This window comes from Sphingomonas psychrotolerans (assembly GCF_002796605.1).
GTDB classification, from domain to species: Bacteria; Pseudomonadota; Alphaproteobacteria; order Sphingomonadales; family Sphingomonadaceae; genus Sphingomonas; species Sphingomonas psychrotolerans.
The window spans coordinates 3,483,295-3,498,945 of record NZ_CP024923.1 but is presented as its reverse complement, the minus strand read 5'-3'; the positions used below and the strand labels follow the sequence as shown (position 1 = coordinate 3,498,945).

Sequence of the window (15,651 nt, the reverse complement as noted above, 5' to 3'; positions counted from 1 at the left end):
TAAGAGTGCCCGCCGGTGCAACATGAGGAGTGAAGCGTTGACACGCGACGAGGTTCTGGAGGAGTTCCGCGCTGCGGATGCATTGCTCGAGGGCCATTTCATCCTCTCTTCCGGGCTCCGGAGTTCGCGCTATCTCCAGTGCGCGCGAGTGCTGATGGATCCGGCGCGCGGCAGCCGGCTCGCCGAGGCGCTCGCGGCGCAAATCCCGGCCGAACTGCGCATACAGATTTCCGCCGTGGTGTCCCCCGCAATGGGCGGCGTCATCGCCGGGCACGAAATGGCGCGGGCGCTGGGCGTCGAGGCGATGTTCGTTGAGCGCCCGACCGGCAGTTTCGAGCTGCGCCGCGGCTTTCGCCTCGAACCCGGCCAGAAGGTGCTGATGATGGAGGATGTCGTCACCACCGGCCTGTCTTCACGCGAGGCGATCAAGGCGATCGAGGAAGCGGGCGGGCAAGTGATCGCAATGGCTTCGCTGGTCGATCGCTCGGGCGGCAAAGCGGAGTTCGACATACCCTTCTTCGCGTTGATCGAACTCGACGTCCCCGCCTATCAGCCCGACGCACTGCCCCCCGAGCTCGCCGCGATTCCCCCCGTAAAGCCGGGGAGCCGCGCGGCGGCATGACCGGCAAGCTCCGCCTCGGGCTCAACATCGATCACGTTGCGACCGTGCGGAACGCGCGCGGCTCGGGCTATCCCGATCCGGTGCGTGCGGCCTTGCTCGCCGCCGAGGCCGGCGCCGACGGCATCACCGCGCATCTGCGCGAGGATCGGCGCCACATCACCGACGAGGACATCGCCCGTCTCTCCGCCGAGCTTACCGTGCCGCTCAACCTCGAAATGGCCGCGACCGAGGAGATGCTGGCGATCGCGTTGCGTCATCGTCCGCATGCGGTGTGCATCGTCCCGGAAAAGCGCGAGGAACGCACCACCGAAGGCGGGCTCGACGCTGCGGGCCAGCATAATCATCTCGCGCCGATGGTGAGCAAGCTGCTTGACGCCGGTTGTCGCGTATCGCTGTTCATCGAGCCCGACGAACGTCAGATCGACGCGGCTTTGCGCCTGCGCGCGCCGGTGGTCGAGCTGCATACCGGTCGCTATTGTGAGCTGGCTGAGGATGCGCGCGCCCAAGAGCTGCGCCGGATCGCAGATGCCGCCGCGCTCGCGGTCAAAGCCGGGCTCGAGCCGCATGCCGGCCACGGCCTGACCTTCGACAATGTCGTGCCGATCGCCGCGATCCCGCAGGTGATGGAGCTCAACATCGGCCATTTCCTGATCGGCGAGGCGATCTTCGACGGGCTTGCACCGGTCGTGCAGCGGATGCGTGCGCTGATGGACGAGGCGCGATGAGATTGCAGGCAACTGCTTCCGCCATTGCGGCTTCGCTGATAACCTTGGTGGCAGTTGTGCCAGTGCATCGATACCTCGCGAAGATCGATCCGGACACCGCGCAGAGGGCGCGCGAAATCTTTCGCGACGAGGGCCTACCCTGTCTTGTGCTCGGTCTAGGCTGCGTGCTTGCCGGTCTCTATTTCGTACCGTCCCGTCCCCGGGTCGCCTGGTTGCTTCTGCTCGGAGCGCCCTTGCTGGCATGGTGCGCGCAACTAGCAATCTGGTTGTTGCTATGATCCTCGGCCTAGGCTCCGACCTCTGCAACATCGAGCGGATCCAGAATTCGCTCGATCGCTTCGGCACCCGCTTCGAGCAACGCGCCTTCACCGAGGTCGAGATCAAAAAGGCCAATCGCCGCCCCCATAATCGCGCCGCGACCTTCGCCAAGCGCTTCGCCGCCAAGGAAGCTTATTCGAAGGCGGTCGGAACCGGGTTCAAGCAGGGAGTGTTCCTCAAGGACATCGGTGTCGTCAACGCCCCTTCGGGTGCGCCGACGCTGGCGCTGACCGGGGGAGCGAAAGCGAGGCTTGACGCCCTCACTCCCGACGGCCACGTCGCGAAGGTGCATCTCACGCTGACCGACGATCATCCCTGGGCGTTCGCCATGGTGATGATCGAGGCGATCGCGGTCGGGAAGGACGATTGATGGCCATGGCCGCAGACGAGTTGGCGTTGACGCACGAAGAGACTTCCAGGATCGAGACCGAGACGCGGCGGGGCACCGATTGGTGGGCCGAATTGCGCGGCATTTTCTGGCTGATCCTTGCGGTGCTCGGCTTCCATAGCCTCGTCGCCAAGCCCTTCTACATCCCGTCCGAATCGATGATGCCGGGGCTGCTGGTCGGCGATCGGCTGGTCGTCACCAAATATCCCTATGGCTACAGCTTCGTCACGCCGACCTTCCACTTGCTTCCGTTCATGCCCGGCCGGGTGTTCGGCAGCCTGCCGAGGCGCGGCGACGTAGTGATCGTCACCCCGCCGGGGACCGAGACCGACTATATCAAGCGCGTGATCGGGCTGCCCGGGGACCGGATCGCCGTACGCGAGGGCGTGATTTATCTGAACGGAAAGGCGATCCCGCGCCGCGCCGCAGGAACGCGCGACATTTCCGTCGACGCCAACACCCGCTGCGATCCCGACCATTATCGCGACAGCCTCGTCCGGCTTTCGGATGGCAAGGCGGTGTGTCGCCTGCCGATCTTCCGTGAGACTCTGCCCGAGGGCCGCTCCTACGACACCGTCGACCTCGGCTGGAGCCCGGGCGACAACTACCCGGAGACCCTCGTGCCGCAGGGTCGCGTGTTCCTGATGGGTGACAATCGCGACAACAGCGCCGACAGCCGCTTCACGGTCGCCCAGAACGGTCTAGGCGGCCCGGTGCCGTGGGAGAATATCGGCGGCCGCGCCGAATTCCTCACCTTCTCGCTCGACGGCAGCGCGAGCTGGAACCCGCTCAGCTGGCCCGCCTCGTTCCGCCGCGGCCGCGCCGGAACTTCACTCCACCCGACGCAGGAGACCCGATGACTGCCGACTCACCGGAGAGCGAAGGCGTCCAGGTGGTCCACCAGCCCGGCCCCAACGAGCTGCGCGATCCGATCGTGCGCGCCGAGCTGAAGCGCGCCTCGGTATGGTTCGGGCTGGCGATCGGCACCGCTTTGGTGGTGCTGCTGATCCAGCCTTTGCTGATCATCTTCGGTGGGCTGGTCTTCGCCTCGATGCTTGACGGCGGGGTACGACTGCTCGGCCGCGTTTTACCGATTCCGCGCGGATTACGGCTGCTGCTCGTCGTATTGTTCGTCATCGCGTTCATCGGCGGCGTCTTCTATCTGACCGGCGTCCAGATCGCACTCCAGGCCGAACAGTTGCGGACAACACTCGAAGTCCAGGGCAACCGCGTCGTCGAATGGATCTCGAGCCTCGGCTTGATGCCGGGGCGCGCCGATCTGACCGGCATGGCGCAGCAGGCGCTCGGTTCGATTGGCCGGCTCACTTCGGCCGTAGGGTCGGTGCTCGGCGCCGGCGCGAGTCTGCTCATGGTGATGTCAATCGGGTTGTTCGTTGCAATGGACCCGCGGATTTACGAACGCGGGCTGCAATGGATGGTGCCGATCGGCGCGCGCGACGATTTCTCGGTGACGATCGCCCGCATGGCGCGGATGCTTCGCGTGCTGCTCGCCGGCCGGCTGCTCGGCATGCTGTTCGAGGGCATGCTGACCTTCATCCTGCTCTGGTTCGCCGGAGTGCCGATGGCCTTGCTGCTCGGCATCATCACCGGCATCCTCGCCTTCATTCCCAATATCGGCGCGTTCGTCAGTGGCGTGCTGATGGTCTCGGTCGGCTTCAGCGCCGGCCAGGATCAAGGCCTGTGGGCGATTGCGATCTATTTCGGCGTGCAGACCTTCGACGGCTATGTCCTGATCCCGCTGGTCGCCAAGCGCACCGTCGACTTGCCGCCGGCACTTACGCTCTCCGCCCAGATCCTTGCCAGCACCTTGTTCGGGGTGATGGGCCTCGCGCTCGCCGATCCGATCGTCGCAATGATCAAGGTCGCGCTGGAGAGCGAGGCCGAGCGCGCCGCCAAGGCCGGCGAGAACGCGCCTCGCGGCTTCCACTGGCGCATCCGCCATCGCGATACGGTCGCCGGTGCGGCGACGATCGCTGAACCGCCGGGGCAGCCCGCCGCCACCTGAGCCAACCGGGGAAATGCCATGCTGCTTCACGATTATTTCCGCTCGTCCGCAGCCTTTCGGGTCCGCATCGCGCTCAATCTTAAGGGCCTCACCTACGAACGCCGCGAGGTGATGCTGCTCGAGAACCAGCAGCGCAGCCCCGAGCATCTCGCGCTGAATCCGCAGGGTTTCGTCCCTGCGCTCGAGGTCGACGGCAAGGTGCTGACCCAGAGCCTCGCGATCATCGACTGGCTCGATGCCAGATACCCCGAGCCGCGGTTGATCCCCGCCGATCCCGATGCGCGCGCCGCCGCGCTTGCCCGCGCGCTGGTGATCGCCGCCGATACCCACCCGCTAAACAATCTCCGCGTGATGCGCCGGCTCAAGGTTATGGGTGTCGACGACGATGCACGCGACGAATGGACGCGCCACTGGATCGCGGAGGGCTTCGCTGCGCTAGAGGCAATGGCTGGCGACGGGCCGTTCCTCGGCGGGACAACGCCCGATGTAGCCGACATCTTCCTCGTCCCCCAGATGTTCAACGCGCGCCGCTTCGCCACGCCGCTCGAGGCGTTTCCGAAGCTGGTTCGCGCCGACGCCGCCGCGCAGGAAATTCCTGCCTTCGCCGCCGCGCACCCGGACCGGGTGGGTCCGCATGCATAGCCAGGGCTGGTTACTCGCAGCCGGCGCCGCGCTCCTTCCGCTTCCCGCCCTCGCCCAGACCGACCCGAACGACATCGTCGTCACCGGCCGCGGGCTCGATGCACCGCCGGGCGAGGCGGCCTATGACGTCGTCACGATCGATCGCGAGCGCCTCACCGGCACGGCGAGCAACCGGATCGAGGACGCGCTGCGCGACGCAGCGGGCATCGCCCAGTTCCGCCGCTCGGACTCGCGCTCGGCACACCCGACCAGCCAGGGCGTGACGCTGCGCGGGCTCGGCGGCAATGCGTCGAGCCGCGCTTTGGTGGTGCTCGACGGCGTGCCGCAGACCGATCCGTTCGGCGGCTGGGTCGCCTTCCCCGCTTATATGCCCGACCGCCTTGCCGCGATCCGCGTCATTCGCGGCGGCGGCAGTGGCTATGCGGGGCCGGGCGCGCTTGCCGGCACCATCGACCTGACCAGCGGATCGCCCCGCGATTTCGGCCCGCTCCAGCTGCGCGCCGCTTATGGCAGCCGCGACAGCATGGACGCCAGCGCGGTCGCCTCGGCAGAGCTCGGCGGCGGCTTCGTCACGCTCGCCGGCCAATATGCCCGTGGCGACGGCTTCGTGCCCGTGGTCGCGGAGGACCGCGGCCCCGCCGACCGCGCCGCGCCCTACGAGCAAGCCAGCCTCGCACTGCGTAGCGTCGTCGATATCGGTGCCGGCGCCGAGCTCCAGGCCAATGTCTCGGGCTACACCGACCGGCGCGACCGCGGCATCGACTTCACCCGCGTCGCCAGCGACGGCGCCGACGCAAGCATCCGGCTGGTCAAGCGCGGCGGCTGGGGCTGGTCGGCGCTGGCCTGGCTGCAAGCGCGCCAGTTCGCGAGCGGCTTCGCCAGTGTCGACGATGCCCGTGCCGCCGCATCTCCGACGCTCGACCAGTATAATGTCCCGGCCACCGGCATGGGCGGCCGTATCGAGCTGGCGCCTCCGATCGGCGGAGGCATCACGCTTCGGCTGGGCGGCGATGTTCGCCGCGTCTCCGGGCGCACCCAGGAGCGCTACACCTTCGTGGCGGGCACCCCGACGCGCCGTCGTGTCGCCGGCGGCGAGAGCAATATCCTCGGCGGGTTCATCGACGCGAGCTACGAAGCCGGCGGGCTGACGCTCAATGCCGGCGGGCGGCTCGACCACTGGACGATCACCAATGGTTCACTGGTCGAACGCCCGCTCGCCGGAGGCGCCGCGCTCACCAATCTCGCCTTCGCCGACCGCAGCGGCACCGAGGCGACCGGCCGCGTCGGCGCGGCGTTCGCAGCCGGCCCGGTCACCTTTCGCGCCGCCGCCTATCGCGGCTGGCGCCTGCCGACCCTCAACGAACTCTATCGTCCCTTCCGCGTCGGCGCCGACGCGACCGCAGCCAACACCGCACTCGATCCCGAACGGCTGACCGGCGCCGAACTCGGCCTCGACTGGCGCCCGCTGGCTGCGCTGACGCTGCGCGCCACCGGCTATTGGAACCGTCTCGATGGCGCGATCGCCAATGTGACGATGGCCAGCGGCCCGGGCATTTTCCCCGGCGTCGGCTTCGTCTCGGCGGCAGGGGTTTATCGCCAGCGCCAGAATCTCGACGCCGTCGAAGCCCGCGGGATCGAGCTGGACGGCAGATTCGACACCGGCGCGATCCGCTTGTCGGCTTCCTACGCCTTTGCCGATTCGCGCGTGCGTGCCTCAGGCGCGGCCGCGGCGCTCGATGGTCTCCGCCCCGCGCAGACCGCGGCGCACCAAGCCTCGACGACACTGGCATGGCATCGCGACGATCTGGGGGCATCGCTCACCGCGCGCTATGCCTCGCCGCAATATGAAGACGACCAGAACAGCCGCGAACTCGCCGACGCGCTTACCTTCGACGCGGTCGCGGCGGTGCCATTGACGAATAACCTGACCGTCGAGGCGCGCGCGGAGAACCTCGCGGATGCACGGGTCGAAGCGGGGATCAGCGGCCCGGGGGTGATCGAACGGGCAACCCCGCGGACATTGTGGCTGGGGCTGCGCTACCGGCTACGCTAACCTTTCAGAAGAACAGTCCTGCGGCAAAAGCAGGAGCCCTGGCGCTATTTCGCGACCAGCCGGTCGAACAGCGCGAGATATTCCGCGATCGGATCGCCGCCCGCCGCGACCGGTGCCGGCCGCGGGCGTCCCGGCGCCAGCCAGAAATTTAGCGCGGCTACCAGACTCGCAGCATCCTCCCGCGCGATCACCGTCCCCAATTCCGGCGCACCGACGATCTCGCGCACCGCGACGCTCGATTCGGTCGACACCACCGGCGTCCCCACCGACAGCGCCTCGCGCAGCACGCCGGGCACGCCTTCATAGTCCGACGTCAGCACCGCGACCGCGGCCCCGGCCAGCGCCGGCAGCGGATCCCCCGCATGGCCCGGCATCCGCACACGCGCGGCCAGCCCCAGCGCTGCCACCTGCGCCTCCAGCTGCACGCGCATGCTGCCTTCACCAAGGATCAGCAGCTGCACATGTTGGTCATCGGTTCGCGCCAGCGCGTCGATCAGCCGGTCCCAGCGTTTCTGCGGCTCGAGCCGCCCGACGCCGACGATATAGCGCCCCTCCGGCAACTGCACCGGCGCGGCATCGGGGCGCGGCAAGGCCGGCGGGTTGGCGATCACGCTCACGCGCTCGGGGGCGATATGCATCTCCGCGACCGCCTCCGCCGCCATCGCCGGCGTCATCGCGACGACATGATCGATGAAGCGCGGGTGGAGCCGCAGCCAGCGGCGATAGGCCCAGGCTTCGCGGCCAGTCTGCTCGGGGCGAACCAGCGCATTCGATACCTTGGCGACGATCGGCGGCGAGGCGCGACCGAGGCGCAGCCGGGTCAGCGCCGCGACACCGCTATAATGATTGCCCGGGCAAAAGATCAGATCCGGCGCCACATTCCGGACATGCCGCGCAAGCGCGAACAGCGCCGAATAGCGCGCGTCGCCGAGATGGATCAGATCCACGCCTGGCGGGATCTCTGCGGCCAATGGCCCCTCGTCGCTGCCCAGCACCAAGGTCACCCGCCGGCCGGCGCGCAGCCAGCCTTCGACCATGCGCAGCAGCGCCCGCTCGACCCCGCCGCCACGCATGGTCTGGGCGTAACTGAGGACGTGTTGTGCGGTTTCGGAATAGGTGCGGTGCAACATCTGCCCTTGCGGTTTGCCATCCTTAGGCCCAAATCGCCCCGGCAATAAACCGCATTCTGCTGTCAATCCGCCATCTCCGCACGGGCACGCATTTTGGGGAAGCGATGCAAGACGCGGAAACAAAGCGAATTTGTTTTTACGTGTCTGCAGCGGAAACAACCCAGTGAATGAACCAGCAGTGGAGGCTTCGGTGAACACCAGCGCTGTCGAAGCCCCCTTGGCGGGCACGCCGGACCTGGCGGGGCTCGAACCCGTCGAAAAGATCAGACGCCGCTGGCCGATGCTGCTGGGCGGCGCGCTGACGCTGCTGATGATCGGCGCGCTGGCGCACGAATTGTTCGATTCGGGGCTTGCCGGCCTGTCGCGGCGGCTGCCGACCAATCCGCTCTTCTATCTCGCTTTTGCGCTATATTATTTCGGCCCGCCGACCTTCGATTACGTGATCTTCAAGCGGCTGTGGAACATCCCGCTCGCCGGCATGGCCGCGCTCCACAAGAAGCGCATCTCGAACGAAGTGCTGATCGGCTATTCGGGTGAGGCCTATTTCTACGCCTGGGCGCGCCAGCGTACCCAGATGGTCGCGGCGCCGTTCGGCGCGGTCAAGGACGTGACGATCCTTTCGGCGATCGCGGGCAACATGGTCACGCTGGCGATGATCGTGCTCGCCGCGCCGTTCGGGATGGGGCTGCTCACCCATGTCCAGCAGAATTGGGTATGGGGCTCGATCGCGATCATCGTCGCCACGTCGCTGCCCTTCATGATCTTCTCGCGGCGCGTCTTCTCGCTGCCGCGCGGCACCTTGTGGTGGATCTTCGGCGTACATTGCGCGCGCATTCTGACCGGCTCGTTCCTCATCGCGCTGGCATGGCATTTCGCGCTGCCCGAAGTTTCGGTCGGCTTCTGGCTGCTGATGGCCGCCGGACGCCTGCTCGTCTGGCGCCTGCCTTTGGTCCCAAACAAGGAAGTCGCCTTCGCGACGATCGCCGGCGTGGTGATCGGGCAAGGCGATGCCCTTTCGGAGCTGATGGCGCTGATCGCTGCGCTGACGCTGCTCGCCCATGTCGCGCTGATCGCGGGCTTCAGCGCGCACGCCCTGATCACGAGGAACAAGCAATGATTCGCCCCGCTCTTCTCTCGCTCGCGCTTGTCGCGCTGGCGCTGCCCGGCGCGGCGCGGGCGCAGGACCCGCTCGACGGTTCGTGCGCGCGCGGCGTGGGGCCCAAGCTCTACGTCAACGTCACCGGCCTCAAGGATCGCGGTGGCCGGCTCAAGCTCGAACTCTATCCCGGCAACGAGGCCGATTTCCTCAAGGACGACCGCACGATCAAGGCCGAGGGCAAGCAGATGCGCCGCATCTGGGCGGCCACGCCGGCTTCGGGCGCGGTTACCCTGTGCATCCGCGCGCCGGGGGCCGGGCAATGGGCCTTGCTGTTCACCCACGATCGCGACGGCAAGAACAAGTTCAATTTCTGGCAGGACGGCGCCGGCTTCCCCAGCAATCAGCGGCTCGGGCGGAGCCGCCCCAAGGTCCGTCAGGCGCTGGTTAATGTCCCCGCGAATGGCGGCCAGATCACGGTGCGCGCGCAATATCTCAAGGGGCTCGGCGGCTTCGGCCCGCTCGATTGAGGAGGCCGCGAATGCGCATCGTCGACGTCAACGAATTCTACTCCCCCACCGGCGGCGGGGTGCGCACCTATATCGACCGCAAGATCGGCATCATGGCCGATATGGGGCATGAGCTGACCGTCATCGCCCCGGCGCTCGAAGACGGAGTCGAAGATCGCCCCGGCGGCGGCCGCATCCTCTGGGTCAAGTCGCCGGCGCTGGTGCTCGACCGCAATTACTGCATCTTCGTCAAGGACGAGCCGGTCTGGGAATTGCTCGACCGGCTCCAGCCCGACATCGTCGAATGCAGCTCGCCCTGGCTCCCCGCCTGGACAGTCGCGAACTGGCAGGGCGACGCGCTAAAGGTCTTTTTCGCGCATGGCGATCAGATGGGCGCCTATCCGCAGCGCTGGCTCGACAACATCGCCACGCCGATTCAGGTCGAGCGCGCCTTCGCCTGGTACACGCGCTACATGAACCGCTTCCTCAGCCACTATGACGCGTTCGTCACCAACGGGCCGGCGCTCGCCAAGCGCTTCCGCCGCCGCGGCATGACGGTCGACGCATCGATGCCGCTGGGGATCGAGCGCAGCTGGTTCTCGCCCGATCTGCGCGACGAGAAGCTGCGCGTGGCGCTGCTCGAGCAATGCGGGCTGCCGCCCGAGGGGCATTTGCTGCTCGGGCTCGGTCGGCATCACAAGGAAAAGCGCTGGCCGCTGGTGATCGATGCCGTCGAGGCGGCGGCGACCGATTTGCCGGTGGGGCTGATCCTGATCGGCGACGGCCCGGAGCGCCGCCATCTCGAGACCCGGATTGCCGGAAGCCCGCACATCCGGATCTTCCGCCCGGTATATGACCGCGTCCGGCTGTCGCGGATCATGGCGAGCTGCGACGCGCTGGTGCACGGCTCCGATGCCGAGCCGTTCGGGCTGGTCGCATCCGAGGCGCTGGCTTCGGGCCTGCCGCTGATCGGCCCCGACGAAGGTGGGTTCGCCGAACTGGCCGATCCCCTGTTCGCCGAGACCTATGCCGCACGCGACGCACTGTCGGCCGCCGATGCGATCCGCCGGATGTTCGCGCGCGAACCCGCGATCCTGCGCGCCGCTGCGCGCGTGGCCGCAGGCAAGGTGCGCAACGACCGCGATCACACGGTCGAGCTGATGGCTTATTATGAAGGACTTCTGGCCGCGCGGCGCGGCGCGACGCCTGCGGTGCTGCCCGGCGCGGCATAGATTTCGAGGAGCGTCTTGCCGAGCGGGTAGTGCCCGCGCAGCGTGTAATTCCCCGCCTTCAACCGATCGATCACCAGCCGGCGCGATTCCGCGCGTTCGCCGGAAAATGCCGGCCCCATCACGACGATCTCGGGCCGCCGCGCGAAGATCCGGCCGATCTCGGCAAGCTGATCGACTCCGATCGCGCCATTCTCGCGCTCGCGCGACAGATGGCTGGGATAGACCCACGGGCTCAGCGCACAGCGCCCGGTGTGTGAATAGAGGCTCGAATTGCCCGAATAGACGTATAGGCAGCCGGGCCCTCGGCCGATCGCCTCGGCCAAGGTCTCGAGCTGCCGCGCGTCGCCGCGGTGCCATTTTGCGCTCCACACGGTGTACTCACCGCCCAGCCCCGCCGCGAGCAGCAGCAGCGGCGTGACGAGGCGCCGCCCGGTTGGATTGCGGCCGAGAAACCCCGCGCAGCACAGGCACGCCGGCAACATCACCGGCAGCGCATAATGGTTGAACCAGGTGCCGAACACGATCAGCCCGAACACCGAGGCGATCAGCCAGCCGAAATAGAGCGCACGTATCGGGCGCTCGCTTTCGTCCTTGACCGGAACATGGCGCGAAAGCCCGCCGACGATCAGCAAGGGTGCGAGGATCAGCGCGACCTTCAGGAACGCGCCGAGCAGCACCAGCGGCGGATCGCTGTTGCGATCGAGGATCGAACCCAGATTGGCATAGAACCACGCATAGCCATGGCCGAACACGGCATAGACGCCCCAGGCGAGGAACGTCGGTACCATCGCCGCCACGACCAGTTCGACGCCGAACACCCCGATCCGCCACGGCGCGCGGCCCAGCCGATGCTCGCGCCAGAGCAGCCACAGCCCGAGGAACATCCCCTCGAACAGCACCGAATATTTGACCTGCAGCGCAACGCCGATCAGCGCCATCGCGCCGATCGCCCGGGCCCTGCGCAGTCGGCCGGACGCCGCCGACGCGGCACAGGGCAGGGCGAGCACCATCGCCGAGGCGGTTAGCAGATTGTAGAATATCGGCGCCTGCCCGCTCTGCCCGTCGCCGAAGCCGAGCATGAAGAGATAGAGCAATGCCGCGACGAGCCCGCCCTCGCCCCAGCCGCCGCGCTCGGCGAGCCGCAGGATCAGCAACGCGGTGAGCACCACGCTCGCCAGCGCCATCAATTGATAGACCCAGAGCCCGACCCAAGGTCCGAACCCGGCTGCCGGCAGATAGATCAGGAACAGCCCGATCGGCTTGCGGTCCCAGATGTCGACATAAGGCAGCGCGCCTTCGAGCATCCGCTGCGCCGTGAGGAAATAGAACTCCTCGTCGACATGCACCACCGGGTTGCCGAAGGCGACCGCACGCACCGCGATCGCGGCCGCAAGCAGCACCAGCCAGGGAGGAAGCGCGGCCAAGGCGGTGGCGAGCGACGGCAGCCGCAGCGTGCGCGTCGGCGCAACGGCGCTTTCGCGCGCCATCAGTTGCGCCCGCCCCGCTTCTCGGATGCCAAAGTCCGCGACGAGTGCATGGATTTCGCCTTGTTTGCGACCGACCTGGTCGTCGCTTACCGAAGGCGGCACAGGCTGTCACCCGCCGCCGGACTTCGCGCACCGACTTTGCGATGAAGGGCCATCCAGCCATGTCGCCGCGACGCGATGCCGGCTAGGCCGCCCGGCTTTCCAGCCCGAGCAGATATCGTTTCGCCTCGAGCCCGCCGGCGAATCCGGTGAGCTTGCCGCTCGCGCCGATCACCCGGTGACAGGGCGCGATGATCGAGATCGGGTTGCGTCCGTTCGCAGCGCCCACCGCCCGCGCTGCGCCGGGCCGCCCGAGTTGCCGCGCGATCTCGCCATAAGAGCGCGTCTCCCCAAACGGAATCGCCAGCAACGCTTTCCAGACACTTTTCTGGAACGCAGTGCCGCTGAAATCGAGCGGCACGGTGAACGCATCGAGCTTGCCCGCGAAATAGAGTGCGAGCTGGCGTTCGGTCTCGCACAGGATCGGATGATCGGGGTCGTCGATCATCGCGCCCAACCGCACACGCCCGGGATCGTCATTCTCCCAGAGGATGGCCGTCAAGCGATCGTCGCGCGCCACGAGAGTCAGCACGCCGATCGGCGACGGAATTGCCTTGCGAACATGGGTCATGCGGGTTCTCCGTTCCGGAATGGGCATGCCATCCTGCCGCGGCGCGCACCGCGGCGCTTCCCGGAACCACGCGTCAAAGCCGGTCAGTCCAGCGACTTCGACGCCTGCTCGAACATGTCCTTGCTCAGCCCCGGCGTCGCGACGATTCGCTCGAGTTCGGCGCGCATCTTGGCGGCGCGCGCCTCGTCGAATCGCTTCCAGCGGCCGAGCGGGGGGATCAGCTTGGCGGCAGTCTGCGGGTTGAGCTTGTCGAGCGCGATCAGCTGATCCGCGACGAAGCGGTAGCCGCGGCCCGACACGTCGTGAAAAGCGCGCTGGTTGACGCTGAATGCGCCGATCAGCGACCTGGCACGATTGGGGTTCGAGAGCGTGAAGTCCCGATGCGCAACCAGCCGCTCGACCATCTCGGCGGTATCTTCGCGGGTCGACAGCGCCTGCGCCTGGAACCATTTGTCGAGCACCAGGCCGTTACCCTGATAGCGCTGGTAGAACGCCTCCAGCGCCTCCTCACGCAGCGGCGACGCGCCGTTGACCAGCGTGGTCAGCCCACCTTGCCGATCGGTCATGTTGTCGGCCAGCGAGAACTGGTCGAACGCCAGCTGATCGGCATCGGCCGCTCCGCTCGCGGCGATATAGCCGAGCGATACCGTCTTGAGCCGCCGCGCGCCCTTTGCCGAGGGAGAATATTCGAAGCGGTTGGCCAAGCTTCCCTCATAGGCCGCGCGCCATTCGGCTTCGAGCGCCTTGCCGAGATCCGCGCGCAGCGCCTCGCGCGCGCGGAAGATCGCCTCGGGCTCGACCACCGCCATTTGATCGCCGATGAAGCTGTCCGACGGCAACAGCACCGCCTCGGCGACGAAGGCGCGATCGAGCGCGGAATCGGTCAGCGTGTTGCGTACCGCCTCGATCACTGCCGCATGATCGGTTCCGCCATTGGTGACTGAGGTCACCAGCGTATCGAGCATCAGCTGCTGCATCGCCTCGTAGCGCGCAAACGGATCGTCATCGTGCGCCGACAGGAAAGCGAGGTCTTTCGCGGTGCGGTTGGTCTCGACCACGATCGGCGCCGAGAAGCCGCGGTTGATCGACAGCACCGGCGTCTCGGACAGGTTTTCGAACAGCAGTTCCTGTGCGTCTTCCTTGAGCAGAATCAATTGCTCGTCGCACATCGGCCGGCCGGTGAAGCCGCCGAACAGCTTGAGCTTCAGCGGGAGCACCATCGGCTCCTTGACCGGCTGGCCCGGGGTGGGCGGAACGAGCTGGCGCAGGCTGAGCCGCGCGCGGCCGCCCTCCTGCGCGAGCGTCGCCGAGACGCGCGGCGTGCCCGCCTGGCTGTACCAGCGACGGAACTGGGTCAGGTCGACTCCGCCGGCCTGCTCCATGCACTGGACGAAATCTTCGCAGGTCGCGGCGGTGCCGTCGAAGCGGTCGAAATAGAGATCGGTCGCGGCACGGAATTTCTCGGGACCGAGGATCGTCGCCATCATCCGGATGACTTCGGCGCCCTTGTTGTAGATCGTCGCGGTGTAGAAGTTAGAGATCTCGATATATTCGTCGGGGCGCACCGGGTGCGCGAGCGGACCCGCATCCTCGGGGAACTGACTGGCGCGCAGCCCGCGCACGTCCTCGATCCTCTTGACCGCGGCGCTGCCCTGATCGGCCGAAAAGCTCTGATCGCGAAAGACCGTGAAGCCTTCCTTGAGACTGAGCTGGAACCAGTCGCGGCACGTGACGCGATTGCCCGACCAATTGTGGAAATATTCGTGCGCGACCACCGCGGCGATCGCGTCGTAATCATAATCGGTCGCGGTATCGGGATCGGCGAGGATGTAGCGGCTGTTGAAAACGTTCAGCCCCTTGTTCTCCATCGCGCCGAAATTGAAATCGTCGACCGCGACGATGTTGAACACGTCGAGATCGTACTCGCGGCCATAGACCTTCTCGTCCCACGCCATCGAAAGCTTGAGCGCGTGGAGCGCGTGATCGGTCTTGGCGAGATCGGGCGCGCGTACCCAGATGCCGAGCTGCACTTCGCGCCCCGACATCGTCGTGAAGGTGCCGCGATTGGCGACGAGATCGCCCGCCACCAAAGCGAACAGATAGCTCGGCTTGAGAAACGGATCGTGCCACTCGGCCCAATGCTTGCCGCCGTCGAGTTCGCCCTGCGCGATCGGATCGCCGTTCGCCAGCAGCACCGGGAAGCGCGTTTTGTCGGCAGTCAGCTTGACCTTGTAGCGGCTGAGCACGTCGGGCCGGTCGGGGAAGAAAGTGATGCGGCGGAAGCCCTCGGCCTCGCACTGGGTGCACAGCATGCCGCTCGAGGCATAAAGCCCCTGCAGCTGGGTGTTGCGTTCGGGCGCGATCTCGACCTCGGTCTCGATCGTGTGCGCCGACCCGGAAAGCGGCACCACGAGGTTCGGGCCGTCCATGTGCCAGTCCATGGTCTCGGCACCGTCGACCTTGACCGAAAGCGCGGTCAGCCCGTCGCCGTCGAGCCGCAGCGGCCGATCATGCACGCCGCCCCGTTCGACCCACAAAGTCGTGCGCACCCGAGTCGCAGCGGGGTCGAGATCGAGGTCGAGCGCGATCTCTGGAACGCGCCAATCGGGTTCGTTGTAATCCTCGCGGCGCGTCACGTTGGGCGCCTGGGTTGCGGTCTGAGCGTCTGCCATCATGCTTGCGATATAGGATCAGCCCCTTGGGCCGCCACCATAAACTGTCCGCTTGCCTAACGGTTGCGCGCTGCTACCGGT

At 67.0% G+C, this 15,651-nt stretch carries 14 protein-coding genes; 10 read left to right on the top strand and 4 right to left on the bottom strand.

Annotated elements, in window-relative coordinates:
- Nucleotides 1-37 precede the first annotated feature (37 nt).
- The 7 genes from pyrE to CVN68_RS15925 all read left to right on the top strand — a co-directional run bounded on the left by pyrE (nt 38) and on the right by CVN68_RS15925 (nt 6,774).
- Nucleotides 38-622, top strand: a complete 585-nt coding sequence (gene pyrE / locus CVN68_RS15955; protein WP_100283075.1) for an orotate phosphoribosyltransferase — start codon at nt 38-40, stop codon at nt 620-622.
- Nucleotides 619-1,347, top strand: a complete 729-nt coding sequence (locus tag CVN68_RS15950) for a pyridoxine 5'-phosphate synthase (RefSeq protein ID WP_100283074.1) — start codon at nt 619-621, stop codon at nt 1,345-1,347. Before pyrE ends, CVN68_RS15950 begins: the two co-directional genes overlap by 4 nt.
- Before the next feature lie 274 nt (nt 1,348-1,621).
- A complete protein-coding gene (gene acpS, locus CVN68_RS15945; RefSeq protein ID WP_100283073.1) occupies nt 1,622-2,035 on the top strand; it encodes a holo-ACP synthase in 414 nt (137 codons plus the stop codon).
- Nucleotides 2,036-2,040: 5 nt separating this feature from the next.
- Nucleotides 2,041-2,913, top strand: a complete 873-nt coding sequence (gene lepB, locus CVN68_RS15940; protein ID WP_100284460.1) for a signal peptidase I — start codon at nt 2,041-2,043, stop codon at nt 2,911-2,913.
- Nucleotides 2,910-4,079: an AI-2E family transporter gene (locus tag CVN68_RS15935; RefSeq protein WP_100283072.1), complete on the top strand. Its 1,170-nt coding sequence runs from the start codon at nt 2,910-2,912 to the stop codon at nt 4,077-4,079. Before lepB ends, CVN68_RS15935 begins: the two co-directional genes overlap by 4 nt.
- Nucleotides 4,080-4,097: 18 nt before the next feature.
- Nucleotides 4,098-4,721 (top strand): maleylacetoacetate isomerase, encoded by a 624-nt coding sequence (maiA, locus tag CVN68_RS15930; protein WP_100283071.1) that lies wholly within the window; start codon nt 4,098-4,100, stop codon nt 4,719-4,721.
- Nucleotides 4,714-6,774: a TonB-dependent receptor gene (locus CVN68_RS15925; RefSeq protein WP_100283070.1), complete on the top strand. Its 2,061-nt coding sequence runs from the start codon at nt 4,714-4,716 to the stop codon at nt 6,772-6,774. The genes maiA and CVN68_RS15925 overlap by 8 nt, the downstream gene beginning before the upstream one ends.
- Before the next feature lie 44 nt (nt 6,775-6,818).
- Here CVN68_RS15925 and CVN68_RS15920 read toward each other — a convergent pair whose 3' ends face one another.
- Nucleotides 6,819-7,904 carry a glycosyltransferase gene (locus CVN68_RS15920; protein ID WP_100283069.1) on the bottom strand — a complete coding sequence of 362 codons (1,086 nt, stop codon included), beginning with the start codon at nt 7,902-7,904 and terminating at the stop codon, nt 6,819-6,821.
- 190 nt (nt 7,905-8,094) lie between these two features.
- Between CVN68_RS15920 and CVN68_RS15915 the strand changes: the two genes are divergently transcribed.
- Genes CVN68_RS15915 through CVN68_RS15905 form a run of 3 tightly spaced genes read left to right on the top strand, consistent with a single transcriptional unit; the run spans nt 8,095 to nt 10,741 of the window.
- On the top strand, nt 8,095-9,021 hold the full coding sequence (locus CVN68_RS15915; RefSeq protein ID WP_199560101.1) for a hypothetical protein: 927 nt from the start codon (nt 8,095-8,097) through the stop codon (nt 9,019-9,021).
- The gene (locus CVN68_RS15910) at nt 9,018-9,530 is read left to right on the top strand and encodes a DUF2141 domain-containing protein (protein WP_100283067.1); all 513 of its coding nucleotides are present in this window, start codon (nt 9,018-9,020) and stop codon (nt 9,528-9,530) included. Before CVN68_RS15915 ends, CVN68_RS15910 begins: the two co-directional genes overlap by 4 nt.
- A gap of 11 nt (nt 9,531-9,541) precedes the next feature.
- On the top strand, nt 9,542-10,741 hold the full coding sequence (locus CVN68_RS15905) for a glycosyltransferase (RefSeq protein ID WP_100283066.1): 1,200 nt from the start codon (nt 9,542-9,544) through the stop codon (nt 10,739-10,741).
- Here the strand turns inward: CVN68_RS15905 and CVN68_RS15900 are convergent.
- The 3 genes from CVN68_RS15900 to pepN form a co-directional block, all read right to left on the bottom strand.
- Nucleotides 10,678-12,228 carry an ArnT family glycosyltransferase gene (locus CVN68_RS15900; RefSeq protein ID WP_233503384.1) on the bottom strand — a complete coding sequence of 517 codons (1,551 nt, stop codon included), beginning with the start codon at nt 12,226-12,228 and terminating at the stop codon, nt 10,678-10,680. The genes CVN68_RS15905 and CVN68_RS15900 overlap by 64 nt on opposite strands.
- A gap of 184 nt (nt 12,229-12,412) precedes the next feature.
- Nucleotides 12,413-12,898, bottom strand: coding sequence for a methylated-DNA--[protein]-cysteine S-methyltransferase (locus tag CVN68_RS15895; RefSeq protein ID WP_100283065.1), 486 nt, complete (start codon nt 12,896-12,898; stop codon nt 12,413-12,415).
- 83 nt (nt 12,899-12,981) lie between these two features.
- Nucleotides 12,982-15,570: an aminopeptidase N gene (pepN, locus tag CVN68_RS15890; RefSeq protein WP_100284458.1), complete on the bottom strand. Its 2,589-nt coding sequence runs from the start codon at nt 15,568-15,570 to the stop codon at nt 12,982-12,984.
- Between the last annotated feature and the right edge of the window lie 81 nt (nt 15,571-15,651).

Coding starts and splice junctions, on each gene's coding strand:
- CVN68_RS15900 (WP_233503384.1), bottom strand. CDS start 12,228: ATGGCGCGCGAAAGCGCCGTTGCGCCGACGCGCACGCTGCGGCTGCCG.
- CVN68_RS15910 (WP_100283067.1), top strand. CDS start 9,018: ATGATTCGCCCCGCTCTTCTCTCGCTCGCGCTTGTCGCGCTGGCGCTG.
- pepN (WP_100284458.1), bottom strand. CDS start 15,570: ATGGCAGACGCTCAGACCGCAACCCAGGCGCCCAACGTGACGCGCCGC.
- acpS (WP_100283073.1), top strand. CDS start 1,622: ATGATCCTCGGCCTAGGCTCCGACCTCTGCAACATCGAGCGGATCCAG.
- CVN68_RS15925 (WP_100283070.1), top strand. CDS start 4,714: ATGCATAGCCAGGGCTGGTTACTCGCAGCCGGCGCCGCGCTCCTTCCG.
- maiA (WP_100283071.1), top strand. CDS start 4,098: ATGCTGCTTCACGATTATTTCCGCTCGTCCGCAGCCTTTCGGGTCCGC.
- CVN68_RS15895 (WP_100283065.1), bottom strand. CDS start 12,898: ATGACCCATGTTCGCAAGGCAATTCCGTCGCCGATCGGCGTGCTGACT.
- CVN68_RS15920 (WP_100283069.1), bottom strand. CDS start 7,904: ATGTTGCACCGCACCTATTCCGAAACCGCACAACACGTCCTCAGTTAC.
- CVN68_RS15950 (WP_100283074.1), top strand. CDS start 619: ATGACCGGCAAGCTCCGCCTCGGGCTCAACATCGATCACGTTGCGACC.
- CVN68_RS15935 (WP_100283072.1), top strand. CDS start 2,910: ATGACTGCCGACTCACCGGAGAGCGAAGGCGTCCAGGTGGTCCACCAG.
- lepB (WP_100284460.1), top strand. CDS start 2,041: ATGGCCGCAGACGAGTTGGCGTTGACGCACGAAGAGACTTCCAGGATC.
- CVN68_RS15905 (WP_100283066.1), top strand. CDS start 9,542: ATGCGCATCGTCGACGTCAACGAATTCTACTCCCCCACCGGCGGCGGG.